A 15,751-nucleotide genomic window follows, 5' to 3' on the forward strand; every position below is an offset into this window, starting at 1 on the left:
GCCGCGTGGTGTCGTTGGGCGGCTGGCGCGTCGTGGGGGCTGAGCGCGCAGTTCCTCCCCCAGCCTTCGGCCGGGGGTACCCCCAGCGCCCCTGACGGGGCGCTGTAGTTACGGGGCGCTCTGCCCGCGGGGCTCATTTCGCGCGAAAGTGGTGGCGCTTTCTCCAGGCCACCACTGCTCCGGCCACCGCCGGTACGACGATGGCCGCCACCGAGATCAGGAACACCGGGGATGTCGGGGTCGAGGCGCGGGCGCCTGCCACGACGTAGGCGGCGACGTTCGGGATCGAGCCCAGGGCGGTCGCGACCAGGAACGGGGTGTACCGCATGCGGGAGACGGCGGCCGCGTAGTTCGCGGCCCAGAACGGGACGCCGGGGAACAGGCGTACCGCCAGCATCGAGCGGAAGCCGTGCCGGCTGAACTGGTTGTCCGCCGCCTTCAGCAGCCGGCCGCGCAGCAGCGGGCGCAGGGCCTCCTGGCCGAGCATCCGGCCGAGCGCGAAGGAGATCCACGCCCCGAGCACGGTGCCGGCCATGGCCGCGCCCATGCCCAGCGCCGAACCGAACAACGCGCCGGCCGCCAGGTTCAGGATCGGCCGGGGCACGAACGCCACCGTGATCAGGCCGTACGCCACGGCGAAGACCACCACCGCGGTGGTGCCCGCCACGTGGGGCGGCCAGCCCTGCGTCATCAGCTTCTGGGGCTCGAAGAGCAGCACCGACGCCCCGGCCGCCGCCAGCAGGGCGACGAGCAGGGACAGCCGGGACCACGGCGACAGCAGCACGCGTGTGCAGCGTGCGCCGAAACTCAAGGGAGCAGGCACGGCGATGGTCAGCTCCTCGGCGGCGGCCCGGGGAGAGGCCGTGGCGGTGCCAGAGCGGTTGGCATCGAGCATTCGGTGACACTAACCGAAGCGGATGTGTGATCGCCGTATGGTTCCCGTCCCTTGGGTGAAATCGACGCCGCGGAAAACCGTTCGACGTGGGGTGACGCGTCGGACATGATCTGTGTCATGTTCCGGTTCGCCTTCCTCGTCGCAGCATCCGCAGTCGCGGATGCGCCGAAGGCTGCCGTTCCCGTTCTCGCGGCCGCTGTCGACGGCGCCCGAAGCTGACCCTCCCCGGAAAGTCCGGCGGACCCCGCAGGGGGAGGGTCGGCCAGTTCCTCGGGGTCCCCGCTCTTCCTTCGGACAAGCTTCGAGGTACAGCCATGCCCAAGACGGCATACGTCCGCACCAAACCGCATCTCAACATCGGCACGATGGGCCACGTCGACCACGGCAAGACCACCCTGACCGCCGCCATCACCAAGGTCCTCGCCGACCGCGGCACCGGCACGTTCGTGCCGTTCGACCGCATCGACCGGGCCCCCGAGGAGGCCGCCCGCGGCATCACGATCAACATCGCGCACGTCGAGTACGAGACCGACACCCGGCATTACGCCCATGTGGACATGCCGGGCCATGCCGACTACGTCAAGAACATGGTCACCGGGGCCGCGCAGCTGGACGGCGCGATCCTCGTCGTCTCCGCGCTCGACGGGATCATGCCGCAGACCGCCGAACACGTGCTGCTCGCCCGGCAGGTGGGCGTCGACCACGTGGTGGTCGCGCTGAACAAGGCGGACTCGGCCGACGAGGAGCTGGTCGAACTGGTCGAGCTCGAGGTCCGCGAGCTGCTCAGCGCGCACGGCTACGGCGGCGACTCCGTGCCCGTCGTACGGGTCTCCGGGCTCAAGGCCCTGGAGGGCGACCCGCGGTGGACGGCGTCGATCGAGGCGCTGCTCGACGCGGTGGACACGTACGTGCCGATGCCCGAGCGGTATCTGGACGCGCCGTTCCTGCTGCCGGTGGAGAACGTGCTCACCATCACCGGGCGCGGGACCGTCGTGACCGGTGCGGTCGAGAGGGGGACCGTGCGGGTCGGGGACCGGGTCGAGGTGCTCGGCGCGGACGTCGAGACGGTCGTCACCGGCCTGGAGACCTTCGGGAAGCCGATGGACGAGGCGCAGGCCGGGGACAACGTGGCGCTGCTGTTGCGGGGCGTGCCCCGGGACGCGGTGCGGCGGGGGCACGTGGTGGCGGCGCCGGGGAGCGTGGTGCCGGCCCGGCGGTTCTCGGCGCGGGTCTACGTCCTGTCGGGGCGCGAAGGGGGTCGTACGACTCCTGTCTCGACGGGCTACCGGCCGCAGTTCTACATCCGTACGGCGGATGTGGTCGGGGACGTCGACCTCGGCGAGACGGCGGTCGCGCGGCCCGGGGACACGGTGGAGATGACCGTGGAGCTGGGGCGGGACGTTCCGCTGGAGGCGGGGCTGGGGTTCGCCATCCGTGAGGGGGGCCGGACCGTGGGGGCGGGGACCGTGACCTCCGTGGAGTGAGGTCGCGGTGTGTGGGGGACTGCGGGCCGGCGGGGGCCGGTCGCGCAGTTCCTCCCCCAGCCTTCGGCCGGCGACACCCACGCCGATACAGCCCCGCGCCCCTGGGCAGGCATCGGCATCGCACAATGGAGAAGTGAACGAATCCATACCCGTCGTCCGTGTCACCGGGCACGGGACCGCCAAGCTGATGCCCGATGTCGATCGGGAACGGGCCTGGTTGCTGACCGTCGACGGGGCGCCGCAGTCGTATGTGGATCTCGACGAGCCGACGCATCTCGAGTTCGAGTACGCCCGGCGGCTCGGGTATGTGCTGGACGCCGTGGCGGAGGCCGGCGTGCCCCTGGACGTGCTGCATCTCGGCGGGGGCGCCTGCACGCTTCCCCGGTACGTGGCGGCGACCCGGCCCGGGTCCCGGCAGGATGTCGTGGACGCCGACCGGGAGCTGCTGGAGCTGGTCACCGAGCATCTGCCGTTGGCGGACGGCACCGGCATCGTCCTGCATGCCGCCGATGCGCGGGGCTGGCTGGAAGCGGCGCCCGGGGATTCGGCGGACGTGATCGTCGCCGACGTCTTCGGCGGGTCCCGGATCCCCGCGCATCTGACCTCGCTGGGGTACGCGCGGGAGGCCGAGCGGGTGCTGCGGGCCGACGGGGTCTACCTTGCGAACCTCGCGGACTCCGCCCCCTTCGGCTTCCTGCGCTCCCAACTCGCCACGTTCGCCGCCGTCTTCGAGGAGCTGGCGCTCATCGCCGAGCCCGGCGTGCTGCGCGGCCGGCGGTTCGGGAACGCGGTGCTCATCGCCTCGCACCGGCAAATCGACGCCGGCCCGCTGGCCCGTCGTACGGCCGCCGACGCCTTCCCCGCGCGGGTCGAACACGGCGCCGCGCTGCGGGAGTTCGTCGGCGCGGCCCGGCCGGTCGGGGACGCGGACGCCGTACCGTCACCCGAGCCCCCCGGCGGAGCGTTCGGGATCGGGTGAGGCGGCCGACGGCCGTGTGGCGACCGGGACCGTGCGGCGGGTGAGGTTGCGTACGTCCGGGACGAGAAGCGCCGCGGCCGTGACGGCGACGACCAGACCCGCGCAGCCCCACAGGGCCGGGCCCCGGCCGAAGGCCTGCTCGGCGGGGCCCGCCAGCGCCGTCGCCAGGGGCAGCAGGGAGACGGAACCGAACCAGTCGTACGCCGAGACCCGGGAGAGCTTCTCCTCGGGGATCTCCTGGTGCAGCGCGGTCATCCAGGAGACGCCGAAGACCTCGACCGTCGTGCCCGCCACGAACATCACCGCGCAGAGGACTCCCACCGGGGTGGGTACCGCGAGTGCCGCGGAGGGGAGTGCGAGCGGGAAGATGCAGAGGGTGCCGACGAAGAGGAGCCGGCGGGGTTTCCAGCGGGTCATCAGGAGGGCGCCGGCCACCGTGCCCGCGCCGAACGCGGCCAGTGCCAGGCCCCAGGGGCCCGGTCCGCCCAGGCTGTCGCGGGCGACCAGCGGGCCGTAGACCGCGTCGGCTGCGCCCACCACCGCGTTCGCGATCGAGAACTGCACGACGATCCCCCACAGCCAGGGGCGGCCCGCGAACTCCCGCCAGCCCTCCCGGAGATCGGCCAGCATCCCCTCGCCTGGGGCGCGCGGCGGGATATGGCCGACGTCGAGGAACGAACGCAGCGCACCGGCGACCGCGAACGCCGCCGCGTCCACCGCCAGCACCCAGCCGGGGCCCACCGCCGCCACCAGCGCGCCGCCCAGGGCCGCGCCCCCGAGGGCGGCGCTCTGCATCGCCATCCGGAACACGGCGAACGCACGACCCGCCTGTTCACCGCTCACCGAGGACAGCAGCATGCCCTCCGCCGCCGGGCTGAAGAACGCCTGGCCGGTGCCGCCCAGCGCGGTGAGCAGCATCATCTGCCACAGGCGGGGGTCGCCGGTGAGCACGAGGACGGCGAAGGTGCCCTGGGAGAGGAAGTTGAGGGCGTTCGCCGCGACCATCACGCGGTGGCGGGGGAAACGGTCCGCCACGGCGCCGCCGACGAGCAGGAACAGCACCAGCGGGAAGGTGCGGGCGGCGGCCACCAGTCCGACGTCCCCGGCGTCGCCGCCCGCGTCCAGCACCGCGAACGCGGCGGCGATCAGGGAGCCGTTGGCGCCCAGACTCGTCACGATCGTCGCCGCGGTCAGCAGGCTGTAGTTGCGGCTCGCCCAGGCGGGTCTGCGCAGGCGGGAGGCGCTGCCGGGGGCGCCGGAGGGGCCGGGGGAGCCGGAGGCGGAGGTCACTGCCCGACTATCCCCGCCGGGAGCCCGCCCTGCCAACCCGATTCCCGGGCATCCGGTTCCCGGGCATCCGGTCCCCGGCAGGTATGCGGTCCCCGGCCGCCGTCAGCCCCCGCTCGGGGTGCCGTGCAGCCGCACGGTGCCGAGGATCTTCATGATCGTCGCGGTCGGGACCTCGCCGTTCACTCCCTGGGCGCCGTAGAAGTCCCACGACACCAGGTCGCCGGCCGAGTTCTCGAAGCCGAAGGTGATCGCCCTGCCCTCGCTCGCGCACTTGCCCTTCTGTGGGCTGTTCGCCGAACGCGCCCAGGCGTAGGCGCCCTTGAGGCCCGATGCGGTGGTGTAGGCGGTGGCCTTCTTGTCGTAGGTGATGGTCTTCTTGTCCGGGTACGTGTAGCCGCCGTACACCCACCAGGGGACCTCCTGGACGGCCGCGTCGCCCGGGGTCTTCGCGCCGCTCTCGCCCTTGGTGCCCACCGCCGCCAGGGCCGTGTCCTCGGTCCTGCCGTCCTTGTCGTCGTCGCTCGTGCACCACTTCGACTTGTACTGGGCGGGCGCCGACATCGTGATGATCGGCTTGCCGTCCTTGTCCTCGAAGCCGACGGACGTCCCCGGGGTGAGGACCTCCCAGTCGGCCGGTACGTCGAAGGCCGTGCCCCACTTGGGGTTCACGACGGTCTTCCAGCCCGCGATCGTCGGCTTCTCGGTCTCCTCCTCGCCGCGCGGGTTGTCGTCCGTCGAAGCGGAGGCCGAAGCGGAGGTGGAGGTGGAGGCGGTCGGCGAGTGGGTCGCCTGCCGGTCCTTGCCGGTGTCCGCCTTGTCGTCCTTCTTGCCGCCGAGGACCAGGAACCCGGTCACCCCGGCCGCCACCACGACGGCCGTCGCCGCGATGATCGCGACCAGCTTCGTGCGGTCGCCGCCCCCGCCCCCGCCCTGCGGTGGCTGCGGAGCGCCGGCGGACCCGGGCGGGCCCCACTGCGGCTGCTGCCCGTACCCGCCCTGCTGCGGATACTGCTGGTAGCCGGGCTGCTGATACGGATTCGGCTGCTGGTAACCCGGTTGCTGATACGGGTTGTTCTGCGGGTACTGCTCGCCCCCTGGCGGCTGCTGTTCTGGCCACATGGCTCGTAACCCTAGTGCCGGCCGGTCCGGTCGAAGGCGTGGGCCGTGGCCTTGCCGATGACAACGATCACCGCACCGCTCTGGCCAGACTCTGCTACTCGCTAGTAACATGCTCGTCATGAGCACTGACCAGATGTCGATCGGCGAGATGCTCGCCGCCACGGTCCCGATGGTGCGGACCCTCAACCTGGAGTACCTGGAGACCACTCCGGAGCGGGCCGTGCTGTCCCTGCCGGACCAGGGCGACTTCCACAACCACATCGGCGGCCCGCACGCGGGCGCGATGTTCACCCTCGCCGAGTCCGCGAGCGGCGCGATCGTGCTCGCCGCCTTCGGCGACCAGCTCTCCCGGGCCGTGCCGCTCGCCGTCAGCGCCGAGATCGCCTACAAGAAGGTCGCCCTCGGCCCGGTCAAGGCCACCGCGACCCTGGGCCGCCCGATCGCCGACGTCGTCGCCGAGCTCGACGAGGGCAAGCGCCCCGAGTTCCCGGTCGCCGTCGCCATCACGCGCGAGGACGGCGCGGTCACCGGTGAGATGACCGTCGTCTGGACGCTGCGTCCCAACGGCTGACCGGCGGGCCGGCGACATCGGCCGCCCGGCGACATCGGCCGCCCGGCGGTATCGGCCGCCGGTGTCGGACGCCGTGTCGCATTTCGTTGTCACATGTCGGACGGGGTGAGGGGCGCCGGCCCCTCACCCCGTCCTGTGTCGGGGCCGCTCAGGCGGCACGGCTCTCCTCGCGCCCGGCCCCCGTTTCCGCCAGGCCCGCCACGAACTCCTTGAGCCATGCCGTGAACTCCGGTCCCAGGTCCGGACGTTCGCAGGCGAGCCGGACCACCGTGCGCAGGTAGTCGGCCTTGTCGCCGGTGTCGTAGCGCAGTCCGTCGAAGACCACCCCGTGGACCGTGCCGGCCGCGGCCAGGTCCTGCAGCGCGTCCGTCAGCTGGATCTCGCCGCCGCGGCCGGGCGCGGTCCGTTCCAGGACGTCGAACACCTCGGGGTCGAGGACATAGCGGCCGATGACCGCGTAGTTGCTGGGTGCCTTCTCCGGGGAGGGCTTCTCCACCAGCCCGGTCACCCTGACCACACCGTCCTCGCCGGTCGGCTCGACGGCGGCACAGCCGTAGAGGTGGACCTGGGACGGGTCGACCTCCATCAGCGCGACCACGCTGCCCTGGTGGCGGTCGCGGACGTCCAGCATCCGGCTGAGCAGGGTCTCGCGCGCGTCGATCAGGTCGTCGCCGAGGAGCACCGCGAAGGGCTGGTCGCCCACGTGGTGCTTGGCGCACAGCACCGCGTGGCCGAGGCCGAGCGGGTCGCCCTGGCGGATGTGGTGGATGTCGGCGAGCCGCGCGGGATCGCGTATGGCGTCCAGGCGCACGGTGTCGCCCTTGGCGGCCAGCGCCTGCTCCAGCTCGAAGGCGTTGTCGAAGTGGTCCTCGATGGCCCGCTTGTGCCGGCCGGTGACCATGAGGATGTCGTCGAGCCCGGCCTTGGCGGCCTCCTCGACGACGTACTGGATGGCCGGCTTGTCGACGACCGGGAGCATCTCCTTCGGCGTGGCCTTGGTGGCGGGCAGGAACCGGGTGCCGAGCCCGGCGGCCGGGACGACTGCCTTGCGGACCGGCCGGGGGGACGAGGGGACGGGGGAGGAGTGGGGGGCGATCATGCGGCACATGCTGGCCCACCGGGATGAGAGGGGGCCGGGAGAAACGTGGGAGGCGGCTGTGGAACTCGGCGTTCCGCCATGGGTGACCCCGGCCGTCCGGGAGTTGAAGATTTCGTGTGCCATCGGGTCGGTGGCGCACACAAGTTGAACCTGTGCGGCCGCTGAATCCCGGCCGGATGTGGATACCGTCGGTAACTTATCTGAATTCCCGCCTCTTTGAACTTCGGTCACCTCAACTTCTTGTTTCCTGTGAGGCCTGTGTGCGAAGGTGAGCCACCCCGCGGGAGGGTCCACGGAACGGTGCGACCGTCAGGCCGGCCGTTATGGACCCCAAAAGGTACGCACCAATCAGCACTGCATTCCGTCAGGGCGCCATTTCGCATGCCGTCCTGCGGCTCGGAAGGAAATGGTTCAGTGCATTCCCCCTACCCCCCACGCCCGCCTTACCCGCCTCGCCCCGGTTCGACCCCGGGGGAGTCCGACCGCAATCTCATCGCCCAGCTCACCGGAACTCCCGCGGCCAGACATCATGCCGTCGCCCTGCTGCTGGCCCGGCACTGGCGCGCCACCTGTGACTACGCCGTCGTCTGCCTCGCCGCCGCCACGCCCACCGCCCAACTCGTCGCCAGCGCCGCCTTCGAGCGGGTCCTCGGCCGGCTGGCCGGCGGCGCGGTGGGCGGCGCCCTGCGGCCGCAGCTCCTCGTGGCGGTACGGGAGACCGTCCGCGCGTGGGCCGCCGACGAAGCCATTTCGGTGGTCGCACCGGAACTGCGCAAGACCACCGGTGGCCGCGGACTCAGCGCCGCGAGACCGGGCACCCCCGAAAGACGGCAGCTCGCCGAACGCGCTTTCCAGGCTCTTCCGGGAGCCTCGCAATGCCTCCTCTGGCACACCGAGGTCGAAGCCGAACCGATAAACATACCCGCTGGTCTGCTCGGTGTCGACACCGCTACTGCGACGGTCGCCCTCGGCCAGGCCAGGGAACAATTCAGGACCGGATTGGTGCGCGCCCACCGGGAACTCGCACCCTCGAAGGAATGCCGCTTCTACAACCGGCTCCTCGACGTCCCCATTCGCCGGGGCGGCGCTCTGCTCCCGGATGTGCAACGGCATCTCACCGAGTGCCGGTACTGCCGGCACGCCGCCGAACAACTCAGCCATTTCGACGGCGGCCTCGAGGTGCTGCTCGCCGAGACCGTGCTGGGCTGGGGCGCCCGCCGCTATCTCGACTCGCGGCCCGGACCCGGCGGGGTCGTCGAGGCCTGGCCGGCCGGGGGCGAGGCCGCGAGCACGGCCGCGGTGCCCGGCGGACGGCACCGCGTCGTGACCGAGAGCGGACGGCGCAAGGCCCTGCTGGCCGGTGCCGGCCTGGTCTCCCTGGCACTCCTCGCCACCGTGCTCGTGGCCAAGGGCTGGTCCGATGACAACGGTGTCCCGCGTCCCGGCGTCACCACCTGGGGAGCCCCCAGCGGCGGTACCACCCGGTCCGGCCCCGCCGCGAACCCGCCCTCTTCGGGTTCCCCGTCCCCGGCCTCGGTGGGCGAGCCCGTCGAGATCGCCCACGGCAGGCTGCGCAGCCTCGACGCCGGGCGCTGCGTCGACGTGCGCGGGGGCAGGGTGCGGACCGGGGCGGAACTGCGGCTCGGCCTGTGTTCGGACGCCGGGTCCCAGCAGTGGTCGTACCAGGACGACGGCATGCTGCGCAGCGCGCTCGACCCCACCCTCTGCCTCGCCGCCGACCCAGGTGCGCGCCGGGTCGTGGTCTCCGGCTGCCTGGTGCACGCGGGGGAGGTGTCGTACGACCTGACGGTGCGCGGGGAGCTCCTGCTCCGCTGGGACAAGGACCTCGGGCTGGCCGCGGACGGCACGCGGGTGGTCGTGGCCGTACGGAACGGGTCGGTCCGGCAGCGGTGGGAACTGCAGTCCGGGAGCGGCGGTGCGCCGGTGACGCCCGAGACGCCGGGCGACACGCTCCCCGCACCACCCGTGCCCCGCGAGACCGGGCCGACGGGGATCCCCGCGCCCCCGCCCGTTCCGCAGGGGCAGTCCGGTGAACCGGGGGAGCCGTACGGCACGCGGGTCGCGCAGGCCGGGGACCGGCAGCCGCCCGTCGCCGTCACACCGACCGCGCCCCGGGAGCCCGGGAATCCGGGCGCGGGAACGGTCGGCGAGGCGGTCGGCGATGTCCTGGACTCCGTACCGGCGACCGTGGCGGACGTTCTGGACTCTGTTCCGGACTCCGTTCCGGATGTCGTGAGCGGAGTGGGCGGCCTGCTCGGCTGATGCCGGGTCAGGCCGGTCGGTCGAGCGTGGCGAAGCGCCGGCGGTCGGTGGCGGCGTAGTCGGCGACCGCCTGGTCGGCGGCGACGGCCTGCCGCAGGCGGTCGATGACGGCGGGAAGGCGCGCGGCGGGCAGCGCGCACGTCATCTCCTGCGCGGGAAGGCCGGTACGGGCGCGGCTGACCGCGCATCCCGGGCTGACCGCGACCTGGCCGCCGTAGGCCAGCGGAACGATCTGGCACTGCGGCCTGGAGGCGAGCCGCAGGTCCGGGCACGCGCCCTGGAGGGTCATGAGCGAGGCAGGCGAGAGGCGGATGAGCACGACGTCCGCGCTGGTCGCGGAGGTCAGCGGTGCGTAGCGGATCGACGTGGGCCGGAACGGCAGGCGGGCGACGACGTCGAGGTCCGCCGGGGAGATCCAGCCGCTGTCGATCAGGGCGGCGGTGTCGGCCCCGGACGCGGCGCCGGCCCGGTCGATCAGGCCGTGTGTGTAGCTTCCGGTGCTGCAGTGGGCGTGGTCCGCGGCACGGGTGTCGAGGGCCTGTCGCTGGGCGGGTTCCCAGAAGCAGCAGCCTGCGGGCTGGGCGGGGAGACTCCCGTCGCCGGCGGCGGGCTGCTGCGTGTCGAAGGTGATCGCGACCGGCGGGTGGGCGAGGCCCAGGAGTTCGACGAGCGGGGCCGCCCATGCGGATGCGGACGTCATAGAGGCACCTTTCGTGTGCGTGTCGTGCGCAGGGGCTGTTTCACCGGGAGCCGCCGTCCGGGAAGGCGACCCGGATCCGGTGGTCGTCGATGTCGAGGTCGAGCCGGATGGAGTCGCCGCCGGTGACGTGCCAGCCGGCCGTGTCCCGGCCGTCGACGGTGACCGAGACCGCGGCGGGGGCGGGGAGCCGGTCGACGGTGAAACCGGTGGGTGTGCCCCGCCGGGACGGGGTGGCGGCCGTGGTCTCGATGTCGAGGACCCGGTGGACCATGTCGTTCCGGGCGCGCCGGATGCCGAGGGCGGGGTAGTCGACGCCACTGAGCCGCGGTTCCGACGCCGAAGCGGGCAGGGGCTCGTTGAAGATCCGCCACCACGCTCCCGGGGTGCCGCTCTCCACGAGCATCAGGGTGGCGTTGATCTGCCCGCGGGGCCACGTGGAGTCGTAGCCGAACCAGAATCCGAAACGGTCGTTCTCCTCGCCGAAGAACCGGGGCTGGTATTCCCTTTCCACGTATTCCCGGATGCGGTCCTCGGTGGCGGTGTCCGCCGTCTCGTGTGCCATCCACAGGGCCGTGCTGAGGTGGTTGGGGTCGACCCGGAGCCTGCTCAGCGGGAGATCCGGGTCCGACCAGCCGAGCCGCCGCATTGCCAACTCGTAGATCCACAGGGAGAATTCGCGGTCCTGCGGGTACATGTACAGCAGGCAGGGGAACACCCCGTGGGCCACGGACGGACCGGGCAGCGAGTGGAGGCGCTGCTCCATCGGGTCGTAGTAGAGGGCGAAGGTGCGCAGCTCTCCGGAGCGGGTCAGGGTCATGTAGTGCCGGCGGACGTAGTCGAACCAGTGCGGGACCGGCTCGCTCAAGGTGGTTCCGAGCAGCGCGTCGTAGAGTTTGAGCCCGAGGCCGGTGGCGCTGACGCAGAACGGCCAGATCTTCGTGTTCTCGCAGTGCGGGCCCTGCGGGCGGCTGCGGAACTGGGCGGAGATGAATTCGGCGATCCGCTCGTGGGTCCAGGTGAACCGGCGGCTCTGGTATCCGGTGATCTCGAACGGCCGGTGCTCGGCGGCCTCTCCGGAGACGTAGCGGCGGATGCCGAGGACCAGGTTGAGCCAGCCTCGGTAGAAGACGTTCCCGTCGGCGCCGCACGGGTCGGGCTGCAGCCCCCACGGTTCGATCCCGTTTCCGGTCCAGCCCGGTACCGGGTAGCGGCCGCGCAGCGGTTCCGGGATGAAGGCCTGCCACGCGGGGGGATAGCGGTCCGCACCGGGGTCGGGACCGATCAGCGTGCACCAGTCGACCGCGCCCCAGAACGAGGTGTAGCGGCGGACGAGTTCGTCCGCGATCCGGGTGTAGACCTCCCGCCAGGCCGGGGTCGATTCGAGCAGGACCGGGAGGACGTAGGCCATGTTGTGGACGTCGAACCGGGGGAAGGAGCACATGGGCGGCGCGGTGTAGCGGTCCCACCACGGGAGGGGTTCGCCCTGGTCGCTCCAGTCGTCCGGGGTGGTCGCCTTGTCCCATATGTAGCGCAGCCAGCCCAGGGCGCGGTCGTTCAGCGCGGGTGCGGGTGTCGCCGTCTCGGGGGTCACGGCGTGGGCGCTCATCACGGCTCCCGCAGCGGTTCCCCGTTGGTCCCGCGTACGATCCACAGCTTGGCCCGTGCGTTCCAGCCGCCGGTCCACCGCGGATCCAGTTGCCGCACCGCCGGCTCGACGGTGATCTTCTCGACACCGTTGGCGGCCGGGTCGTGCGCCAGGTAGGCGCCCGGGAGGGCCCGCCGGGGCGGGCCGGCCCCGCCGATGGGCACCACGGTCCGGAGCAGGCCGCGGAACCACATCAGGAGCAGATGGTTGCCCTCGACGCGAACGGTTCCGTCGATGCGGTCGCGCATGACGGCGTCGAGGGCATCCGGTGAGACCAGGTCACGCAGTGCGTGTCCGCTGTCGGGGAAGCGGACCGCCAGGTCGGGTGCCGCGGCCCGGCCCGCCGAGGTGGAAACGCGGCGCCGCTGTCCGTCGAAGTCCCAGTGGCGCCCGGGGCCGTCGTCGGCGGAGATCTCGACCGTGAGACCGCGCGTGATCTGGGACCGGAGCGCCGCGCTGCACCGCGCCGCCAGCACCAGCCCGTGCCCGAGCCACCACAGCAGCACCCGCAGCCCGGCGGTCGCCGCCGTGTGTGACGCCCGCTCCAGCCTGCGCACCTGGCCGGTCGTGGCCATCACGGCGCCTTCTCCTCGCCCGCCCCGGACAGGAAGCTGTGCACCAGGGCGGCGAACTCCTCGGGCCACTGCCAGAGGAAGCCGTGTCCCGAGTCGGGGTAGATCCGGACGCGTGCGTTGGGCAGGTGATCGGCCAGCAGCCAGGTGTTCGGCGTCGGGATCATGATGTCGTTGTCACCGTTGGCGACCAGCACCGGCTGGGTGATCCCGGCCAGCCGGTCCAGTTGGGCCGGGTCGGGGATGCCCCATTCGGTGAGGGCGTCCATCTGGGCGTCGCGGGCCTGCAGCCCGGCGGGCTTGTCCCGGTCCTCGGTCCGGGAGGCGCGCCGCTCCAGGAACTCCCGGCCCTTCTGCTGGCTGGTCGGGGTGACTTCGAAGAACAGGGAGAGCAGATCCTCGGGGTGGTTGTCGGCGACGTTGGCGAGGGCCTGGACGTCGTTGATCCAGCCGTGCATCAGCACACCGCTGCGCGGCCCGGTGCCGGCCAGCACGAGCCGGCGGACGAGCTGCGGACGGATCAGTGTGAGTTCCTGTGCGACCATCCCGCCGATGGAGAACCCGAACAGGTCGATCCTGGGCAGCCCGAGTGCCTCGACGAAGGTGATGGCGTCCCGGGCCATCCCGGTGATGCTGTTCGGCACCGTCCCGGACGACAGGCCGACACCGGCGTTGTCGACCGGGATGACCTCGCGGTGGGCGGCGAGGGAACCGAGCAGCAGCGGATCCCAGTTGTCCAGGTTGCCGCGGAAGTGCTGCAGCATCACCAGCGGCAGCACGTCGTCGGAGGCGGTGCCGAACCGCCGGTAGGCGTAGGTGACCCCGTTGGTGCCCTCGACGAACTGATTCGGAGCGGTCAGCGCGATGTCGCTGTTGGACATGATCGATCAACTCTTCCGTTTCGGTCGCTTCCGGGGTCTCGGCTCGCGACGCACGGGCAAGCGCGCGGCAGGGACGGGCGACCATGGCCCGGAGCAGGATGCCCGCCGCCGCTCCGCCGGCTGACCGGGACCGGGTGTGATCGGGCGTGCTCCGTCGCGGCCGCGACGTGCCCGAAGGGTGTGCCGAAAGGGAGGGAGGGGTCCGAGAACCTGCCCTCGCACGGGTCGGCCTCTCGCCTCACGGAGCGGGGACTGCCGTCTTCGCCTCGGGGCGGCGCACGCCTCGACCCTACGGCGCCGCATGCCACGACGCATCTTGAGCCGTGCCGGCTGCACGCGGTGCGGCCGGGCCGGGATCGGTGTCGCGCTATGGCGTTAGTCTGCTGTCCGCGCCGTTGACCGCGTCGCGCGGACACGTTTCGACAGGACCAGGACGGAACCATGCCGGGAGAGATCTCGCCCACGGGGAAGCAGTCCGGCCCCGGCTCGCCGCCCGAGTTGCGGGCCTCGCACGCCGACCGGGACCGGGTGGTGGATGTGCTGCGCATCGCGGCCGGCGACGGCCTGCTGACCGCGGACGAGCTGGACGAGCGCCTGGAAGCCGCCCTGTCGGCGCGGACACTGAGCGAACTGGCCGCGCTCACCGCTGACTTGCCCCCCGTCTCGGCGGTGGCCGGGGCGCTCGGAGCGGAAGTCAAGGACGTGGTGCGCATCGAACAGGTCCACAGCGGCGCGGTCGAGCGCGTGGGGCGCTGGGTGGTACCGCGCAGGCTGGAGCTCGCCGTGACGTACTGCGAGGTGACGCTCGACTTCACGGAGGCCGTGATCACGCACGACACCTTGCGCATCGACGTGGCCATGACGGGGAAGGCGCTGACGCTGATCACGAGGCCGGGCGTCGTGGTCGACACCGACGGTCTGCAACTGGTCCACACCAAGGTCAAGTACCGTCAGCCGCCTACGAGTCCGGCGACGCCGGTCACTCTGCGCGTGGAACTGGTCGGCCAGAAGGCCCACGGTCGCGTGGTGGTGCGGCCCCCACGACGCACCTTCGCGCAGTGGCTGCTGCGCAGGCCCACGTCCTGACCTCGGTTCTTCGGTGACCGGGGTGCTGCCCGGAAGCAGACCGGAGTCGCGGTCCGCTACGCGGTCGCGCCCCGGGCAGGGGCGTCGGGTGCGGCGAGGGGGGTCGCCGGGCTCTGCTCGGCGGTGCGGAAGGCCAGCAGGACCGCGGATCCCGCGGCCCACAGGACGAGTGTCGCCAGCGGGGCGAGGACGTGGGAGCCCCGGAAGTAGCTGAGGTCGGCGATGGCGCGGACGGCGGCGCCGGGCGGCATCAGCTCCGACAGCGCCCGGGCGCCGCTGGGCATCAGGTTGGTGCCGATGGTGGCGCCGCTGGTGGAGTTGCCGACGGTCAGCAGCAACAGGGTGGCGAGGGGGATACCGAGGGGGCCGACGTAGGTGGCCAGCATTTTCGTGGTGAAGGCCGCGGCGGCGGCCAGCAGGGCCAGGACGAAGGCGAGGGGAAGGTACGGTGCGGGGACGGCTCCGAGGACGGGGCCGGCGATGGCGGCCGCGACGAGGCCGGACGCCGCGGCGAACGCGGCCATCAGGGCGAAGCGGTGCCGCAGCTTCAGCAGGCCGCTGAGTCCCACGACGTTCTGGGCGAGGGCGAAGCCCGAGAGGGTCACGCCGAACGAGACGTAGAACCCGGCCAGGCCGCGGGCGTCGTACCGGCCGAGCGGCACGAGGTCGGAGACGCCGAGGTGCCGGTCGGCGCCGTGCGCGTAGGCCGTGGCGAGCTTGGTGACCGCGGTGGTCGTCGACAGGCCGTTCGCGCTCGCGACGTCGAGTTCGAGGTCCTTGCCGTGCGGACCGCTGCCGAGCACGGCCACGACGTCACGGTGGCGCAGCGCGTCGCGTGCCTCGGCGGCCGAGTGGGCGCGGCGCACGTCGAGCGAGTCGCCCAGGGCCTGCTGGACCTTGTCCGCCAGCTTCGGGCCCGTGACCGCCACGGGGATCCGGTGCGGCTGGGGGTCGCGCATGAGCCCGATGTAGCAGCTGACGAACGCCGAGACGATGACGAGGCCGATCAGGAACGGCTGCAGCCACACCCGGACGGGACGGCGACGCCTGTGCTGCGGGGGGTGGGGCGGGTGGGACTGGGGATGCACTCCGGGTTTCTCCATGACTGGTGGTGGATCGACGGCAGCGGGACCGTGTGGGGTGGCCG

15 protein-coding genes are annotated in these 15,751 nt (G+C 72.2%); 6 read left to right on the top strand and 9 right to left on the bottom strand.

From position 1 onward, the window contains the following. Nucleotides 1-133 precede the first annotated feature (133 nt). Complete coding sequence (locus tag ABT137_RS41250) at nucleotides 134-895, bottom strand: TVP38/TMEM64 family protein (RefSeq protein WP_351717121.1); 762 nt, start codon at nucleotides 893-895, stop codon at nucleotides 134-136. A gap of 51 nt (nucleotides 896-946) precedes the next feature. Here ABT137_RS41250 and ABT137_RS41255 point away from each other — a divergent pair, with 51 nt between their 5' ends. The 3 genes from ABT137_RS41255 (at nucleotide 947) to ABT137_RS41265 (ending at nucleotide 3,358) form a co-directional block, all read left to right on the top strand. Then, nucleotides 947-1,114 (top strand): hypothetical protein, encoded by a 168-nt coding sequence (locus ABT137_RS41255; RefSeq protein WP_351717214.1) that lies wholly within the window; start codon nucleotides 947-949, stop codon nucleotides 1,112-1,114. 95 nt (nucleotides 1,115-1,209) lie between these two features. Then, on the top strand, nucleotides 1,210-2,379 hold the full coding sequence (gene tuf / locus ABT137_RS41260; protein ID WP_351717123.1) for an elongation factor Tu: 1,170 nt from the start codon (nucleotides 1,210-1,212) through the stop codon (nucleotides 2,377-2,379). 133 nt (nucleotides 2,380-2,512) lie between these two features. Continuing rightward, nucleotides 2,513-3,358: a spermidine synthase gene (locus ABT137_RS41265; protein WP_351717125.1), complete on the top strand. Its 846-nt coding sequence runs from the start codon at nucleotides 2,513-2,515 to the stop codon at nucleotides 3,356-3,358. Here the strand turns inward: ABT137_RS41265 and ABT137_RS41270 are convergent. Both ABT137_RS41270 and ABT137_RS41275 read right to left on the bottom strand, forming a co-directional pair. Continuing rightward, entirely contained in the window at nucleotides 3,320-4,648 is a 1,329-nt protein-coding gene (locus tag ABT137_RS41270; RefSeq protein ID WP_351717128.1) for an MFS transporter, read from the bottom strand. The genes ABT137_RS41265 and ABT137_RS41270 overlap by 39 nt on opposite strands. 102 nt (nucleotides 4,649-4,750) lie before the next feature. After that, nucleotides 4,751-5,767 carry a DUF8017 domain-containing protein gene (locus tag ABT137_RS41275; RefSeq protein ID WP_351717130.1) on the bottom strand — a complete coding sequence of 339 codons (1,017 nt, stop codon included), beginning with the start codon at nucleotides 5,765-5,767 and terminating at the stop codon, nucleotides 4,751-4,753. A 133-nt stretch (nucleotides 5,768-5,900) separates the two neighbouring features. Here ABT137_RS41275 and ABT137_RS41280 point away from each other — a divergent pair, with 133 nt between their 5' ends. Beyond that, the gene (locus tag ABT137_RS41280; RefSeq protein ID WP_089105668.1) at nucleotides 5,901-6,338 is read left to right on the top strand and encodes a DUF4442 domain-containing protein; all 438 of its coding nucleotides are present in this window, start codon (nucleotides 5,901-5,903) and stop codon (nucleotides 6,336-6,338) included. Between the two features lie 148 nt (nucleotides 6,339-6,486). On the opposite strand, the gene galU is transcribed toward ABT137_RS41280, so the two are convergent. Next, entirely contained in the window at nucleotides 6,487-7,437 is a 951-nt protein-coding gene (gene galU, locus ABT137_RS41285; RefSeq protein ID WP_351717132.1) for a UTP--glucose-1-phosphate uridylyltransferase GalU, read from the bottom strand. A 414-nt stretch (nucleotides 7,438-7,851) separates the two neighbouring features. On the opposite strand from galU, the gene ABT137_RS41290 reads away from it, so the two are divergent. Continuing rightward, on the top strand, nucleotides 7,852-9,720 hold the full coding sequence (locus ABT137_RS41290; protein WP_351717134.1) for an RICIN domain-containing protein: 1,869 nt from the start codon (nucleotides 7,852-7,854) through the stop codon (nucleotides 9,718-9,720). A gap of 7 nt (nucleotides 9,721-9,727) precedes the next feature. On the opposite strand, the gene ABT137_RS41295 is transcribed toward ABT137_RS41290, so the two are convergent. From ABT137_RS41295 to ABT137_RS41310, 4 genes are read right to left on the bottom strand one after another with little or no spacing between them, the layout of a single operon-like run. Next, nucleotides 9,728-10,420 carry a DUF169 domain-containing protein gene (locus ABT137_RS41295; protein WP_351717135.1) on the bottom strand — a complete coding sequence of 231 codons (693 nt, stop codon included), beginning with the start codon at nucleotides 10,418-10,420 and terminating at the stop codon, nucleotides 9,728-9,730. 40 nt (nucleotides 10,421-10,460) lie between these two features. Then, entirely contained in the window at nucleotides 10,461-12,026 is a 1,566-nt protein-coding gene (locus ABT137_RS41300) for a linalool dehydratase/isomerase domain-containing protein (protein ID WP_351717137.1), read from the bottom strand. Beyond that, on the bottom strand, nucleotides 12,026-12,640 hold the full coding sequence (locus tag ABT137_RS41305) for a hypothetical protein (protein ID WP_351717139.1): 615 nt from the start codon (nucleotides 12,638-12,640) through the stop codon (nucleotides 12,026-12,028). Before ABT137_RS41305 ends, ABT137_RS41300 begins: the two co-directional genes overlap by 1 nt. Further along, nucleotides 12,640-13,518: an alpha/beta fold hydrolase gene (locus ABT137_RS41310; protein ID WP_351717141.1), complete on the bottom strand. Its 879-nt coding sequence runs from the start codon at nucleotides 13,516-13,518 to the stop codon at nucleotides 12,640-12,642. The genes ABT137_RS41305 and ABT137_RS41310 overlap by 1 nt, the downstream gene beginning before the upstream one ends. A 441-nt stretch (nucleotides 13,519-13,959) precedes the next feature. On the opposite strand from ABT137_RS41310, the gene ABT137_RS41315 reads away from it, so the two are divergent. After that, nucleotides 13,960-14,604, top strand: a complete 645-nt coding sequence (locus ABT137_RS41315; protein ID WP_351717143.1) for a DUF1707 SHOCT-like domain-containing protein — start codon at nucleotides 13,960-13,962, stop codon at nucleotides 14,602-14,604. Nucleotides 14,605-14,660: 56 nt separating this feature from the next. Here the strand turns inward: ABT137_RS41315 and ABT137_RS41320 are convergent, their stop codons facing one another. Next, complete coding sequence (locus ABT137_RS41320) at nucleotides 14,661-15,707, bottom strand: hypothetical protein (RefSeq protein ID WP_351717145.1); 1,047 nt, start codon at nucleotides 15,705-15,707, stop codon at nucleotides 14,661-14,663. Between the last annotated feature and the right edge of the window lie 44 nt (nucleotides 15,708-15,751).

It is taken from the genome of Streptomyces sp. NPDC001980 (genome assembly GCF_040296885.1).
In the GTDB taxonomy this organism is placed as follows: Bacteria; Actinomycetota; Actinomycetes; order Streptomycetales; family Streptomycetaceae; genus Streptomyces.

Coding starts and splice junctions, on each gene's coding strand:
- ABT137_RS41250 (WP_351717121.1), bottom strand. CDS start 895: ATGCTCGATGCCAACCGCTCTGGCACCGCCACGGCCTCTCCCCGGGCC.
- tuf (WP_351717123.1), top strand. CDS start 1,210: ATGCCCAAGACGGCATACGTCCGCACCAAACCGCATCTCAACATCGGC.
- ABT137_RS41275 (WP_351717130.1), bottom strand. CDS start 5,767: ATGTGGCCAGAACAGCAGCCGCCAGGGGGCGAGCAGTACCCGCAGAAC.
- ABT137_RS41280 (WP_089105668.1), top strand. CDS start 5,901: ATGTCGATCGGCGAGATGCTCGCCGCCACGGTCCCGATGGTGCGGACC.
- galU (WP_351717132.1), bottom strand. CDS start 7,437: ATGATCGCCCCCCACTCCTCCCCCGTCCCCTCGTCCCCCCGGCCGGTC.
- ABT137_RS41295 (WP_351717135.1), bottom strand. CDS start 10,420: ATGACGTCCGCATCCGCATGGGCGGCCCCGCTCGTCGAACTCCTGGGC.
- ABT137_RS41300 (WP_351717137.1), bottom strand. CDS start 12,026: ATGAGCGCCCACGCCGTGACCCCCGAGACGGCGACACCCGCACCCGCG.
- ABT137_RS41305 (WP_351717139.1), bottom strand. CDS start 12,640: ATGGCCACGACCGGCCAGGTGCGCAGGCTGGAGCGGGCGTCACACACG.
- ABT137_RS41310 (WP_351717141.1), bottom strand. CDS start 13,518: ATGTCCAACAGCGACATCGCGCTGACCGCTCCGAATCAGTTCGTCGAG.
- ABT137_RS41315 (WP_351717143.1), top strand. CDS start 13,960: ATGCCGGGAGAGATCTCGCCCACGGGGAAGCAGTCCGGCCCCGGCTCG.
- ABT137_RS41320 (WP_351717145.1), bottom strand. CDS start 15,707: ATGGAGAAACCCGGAGTGCATCCCCAGTCCCACCCGCCCCACCCCCCG.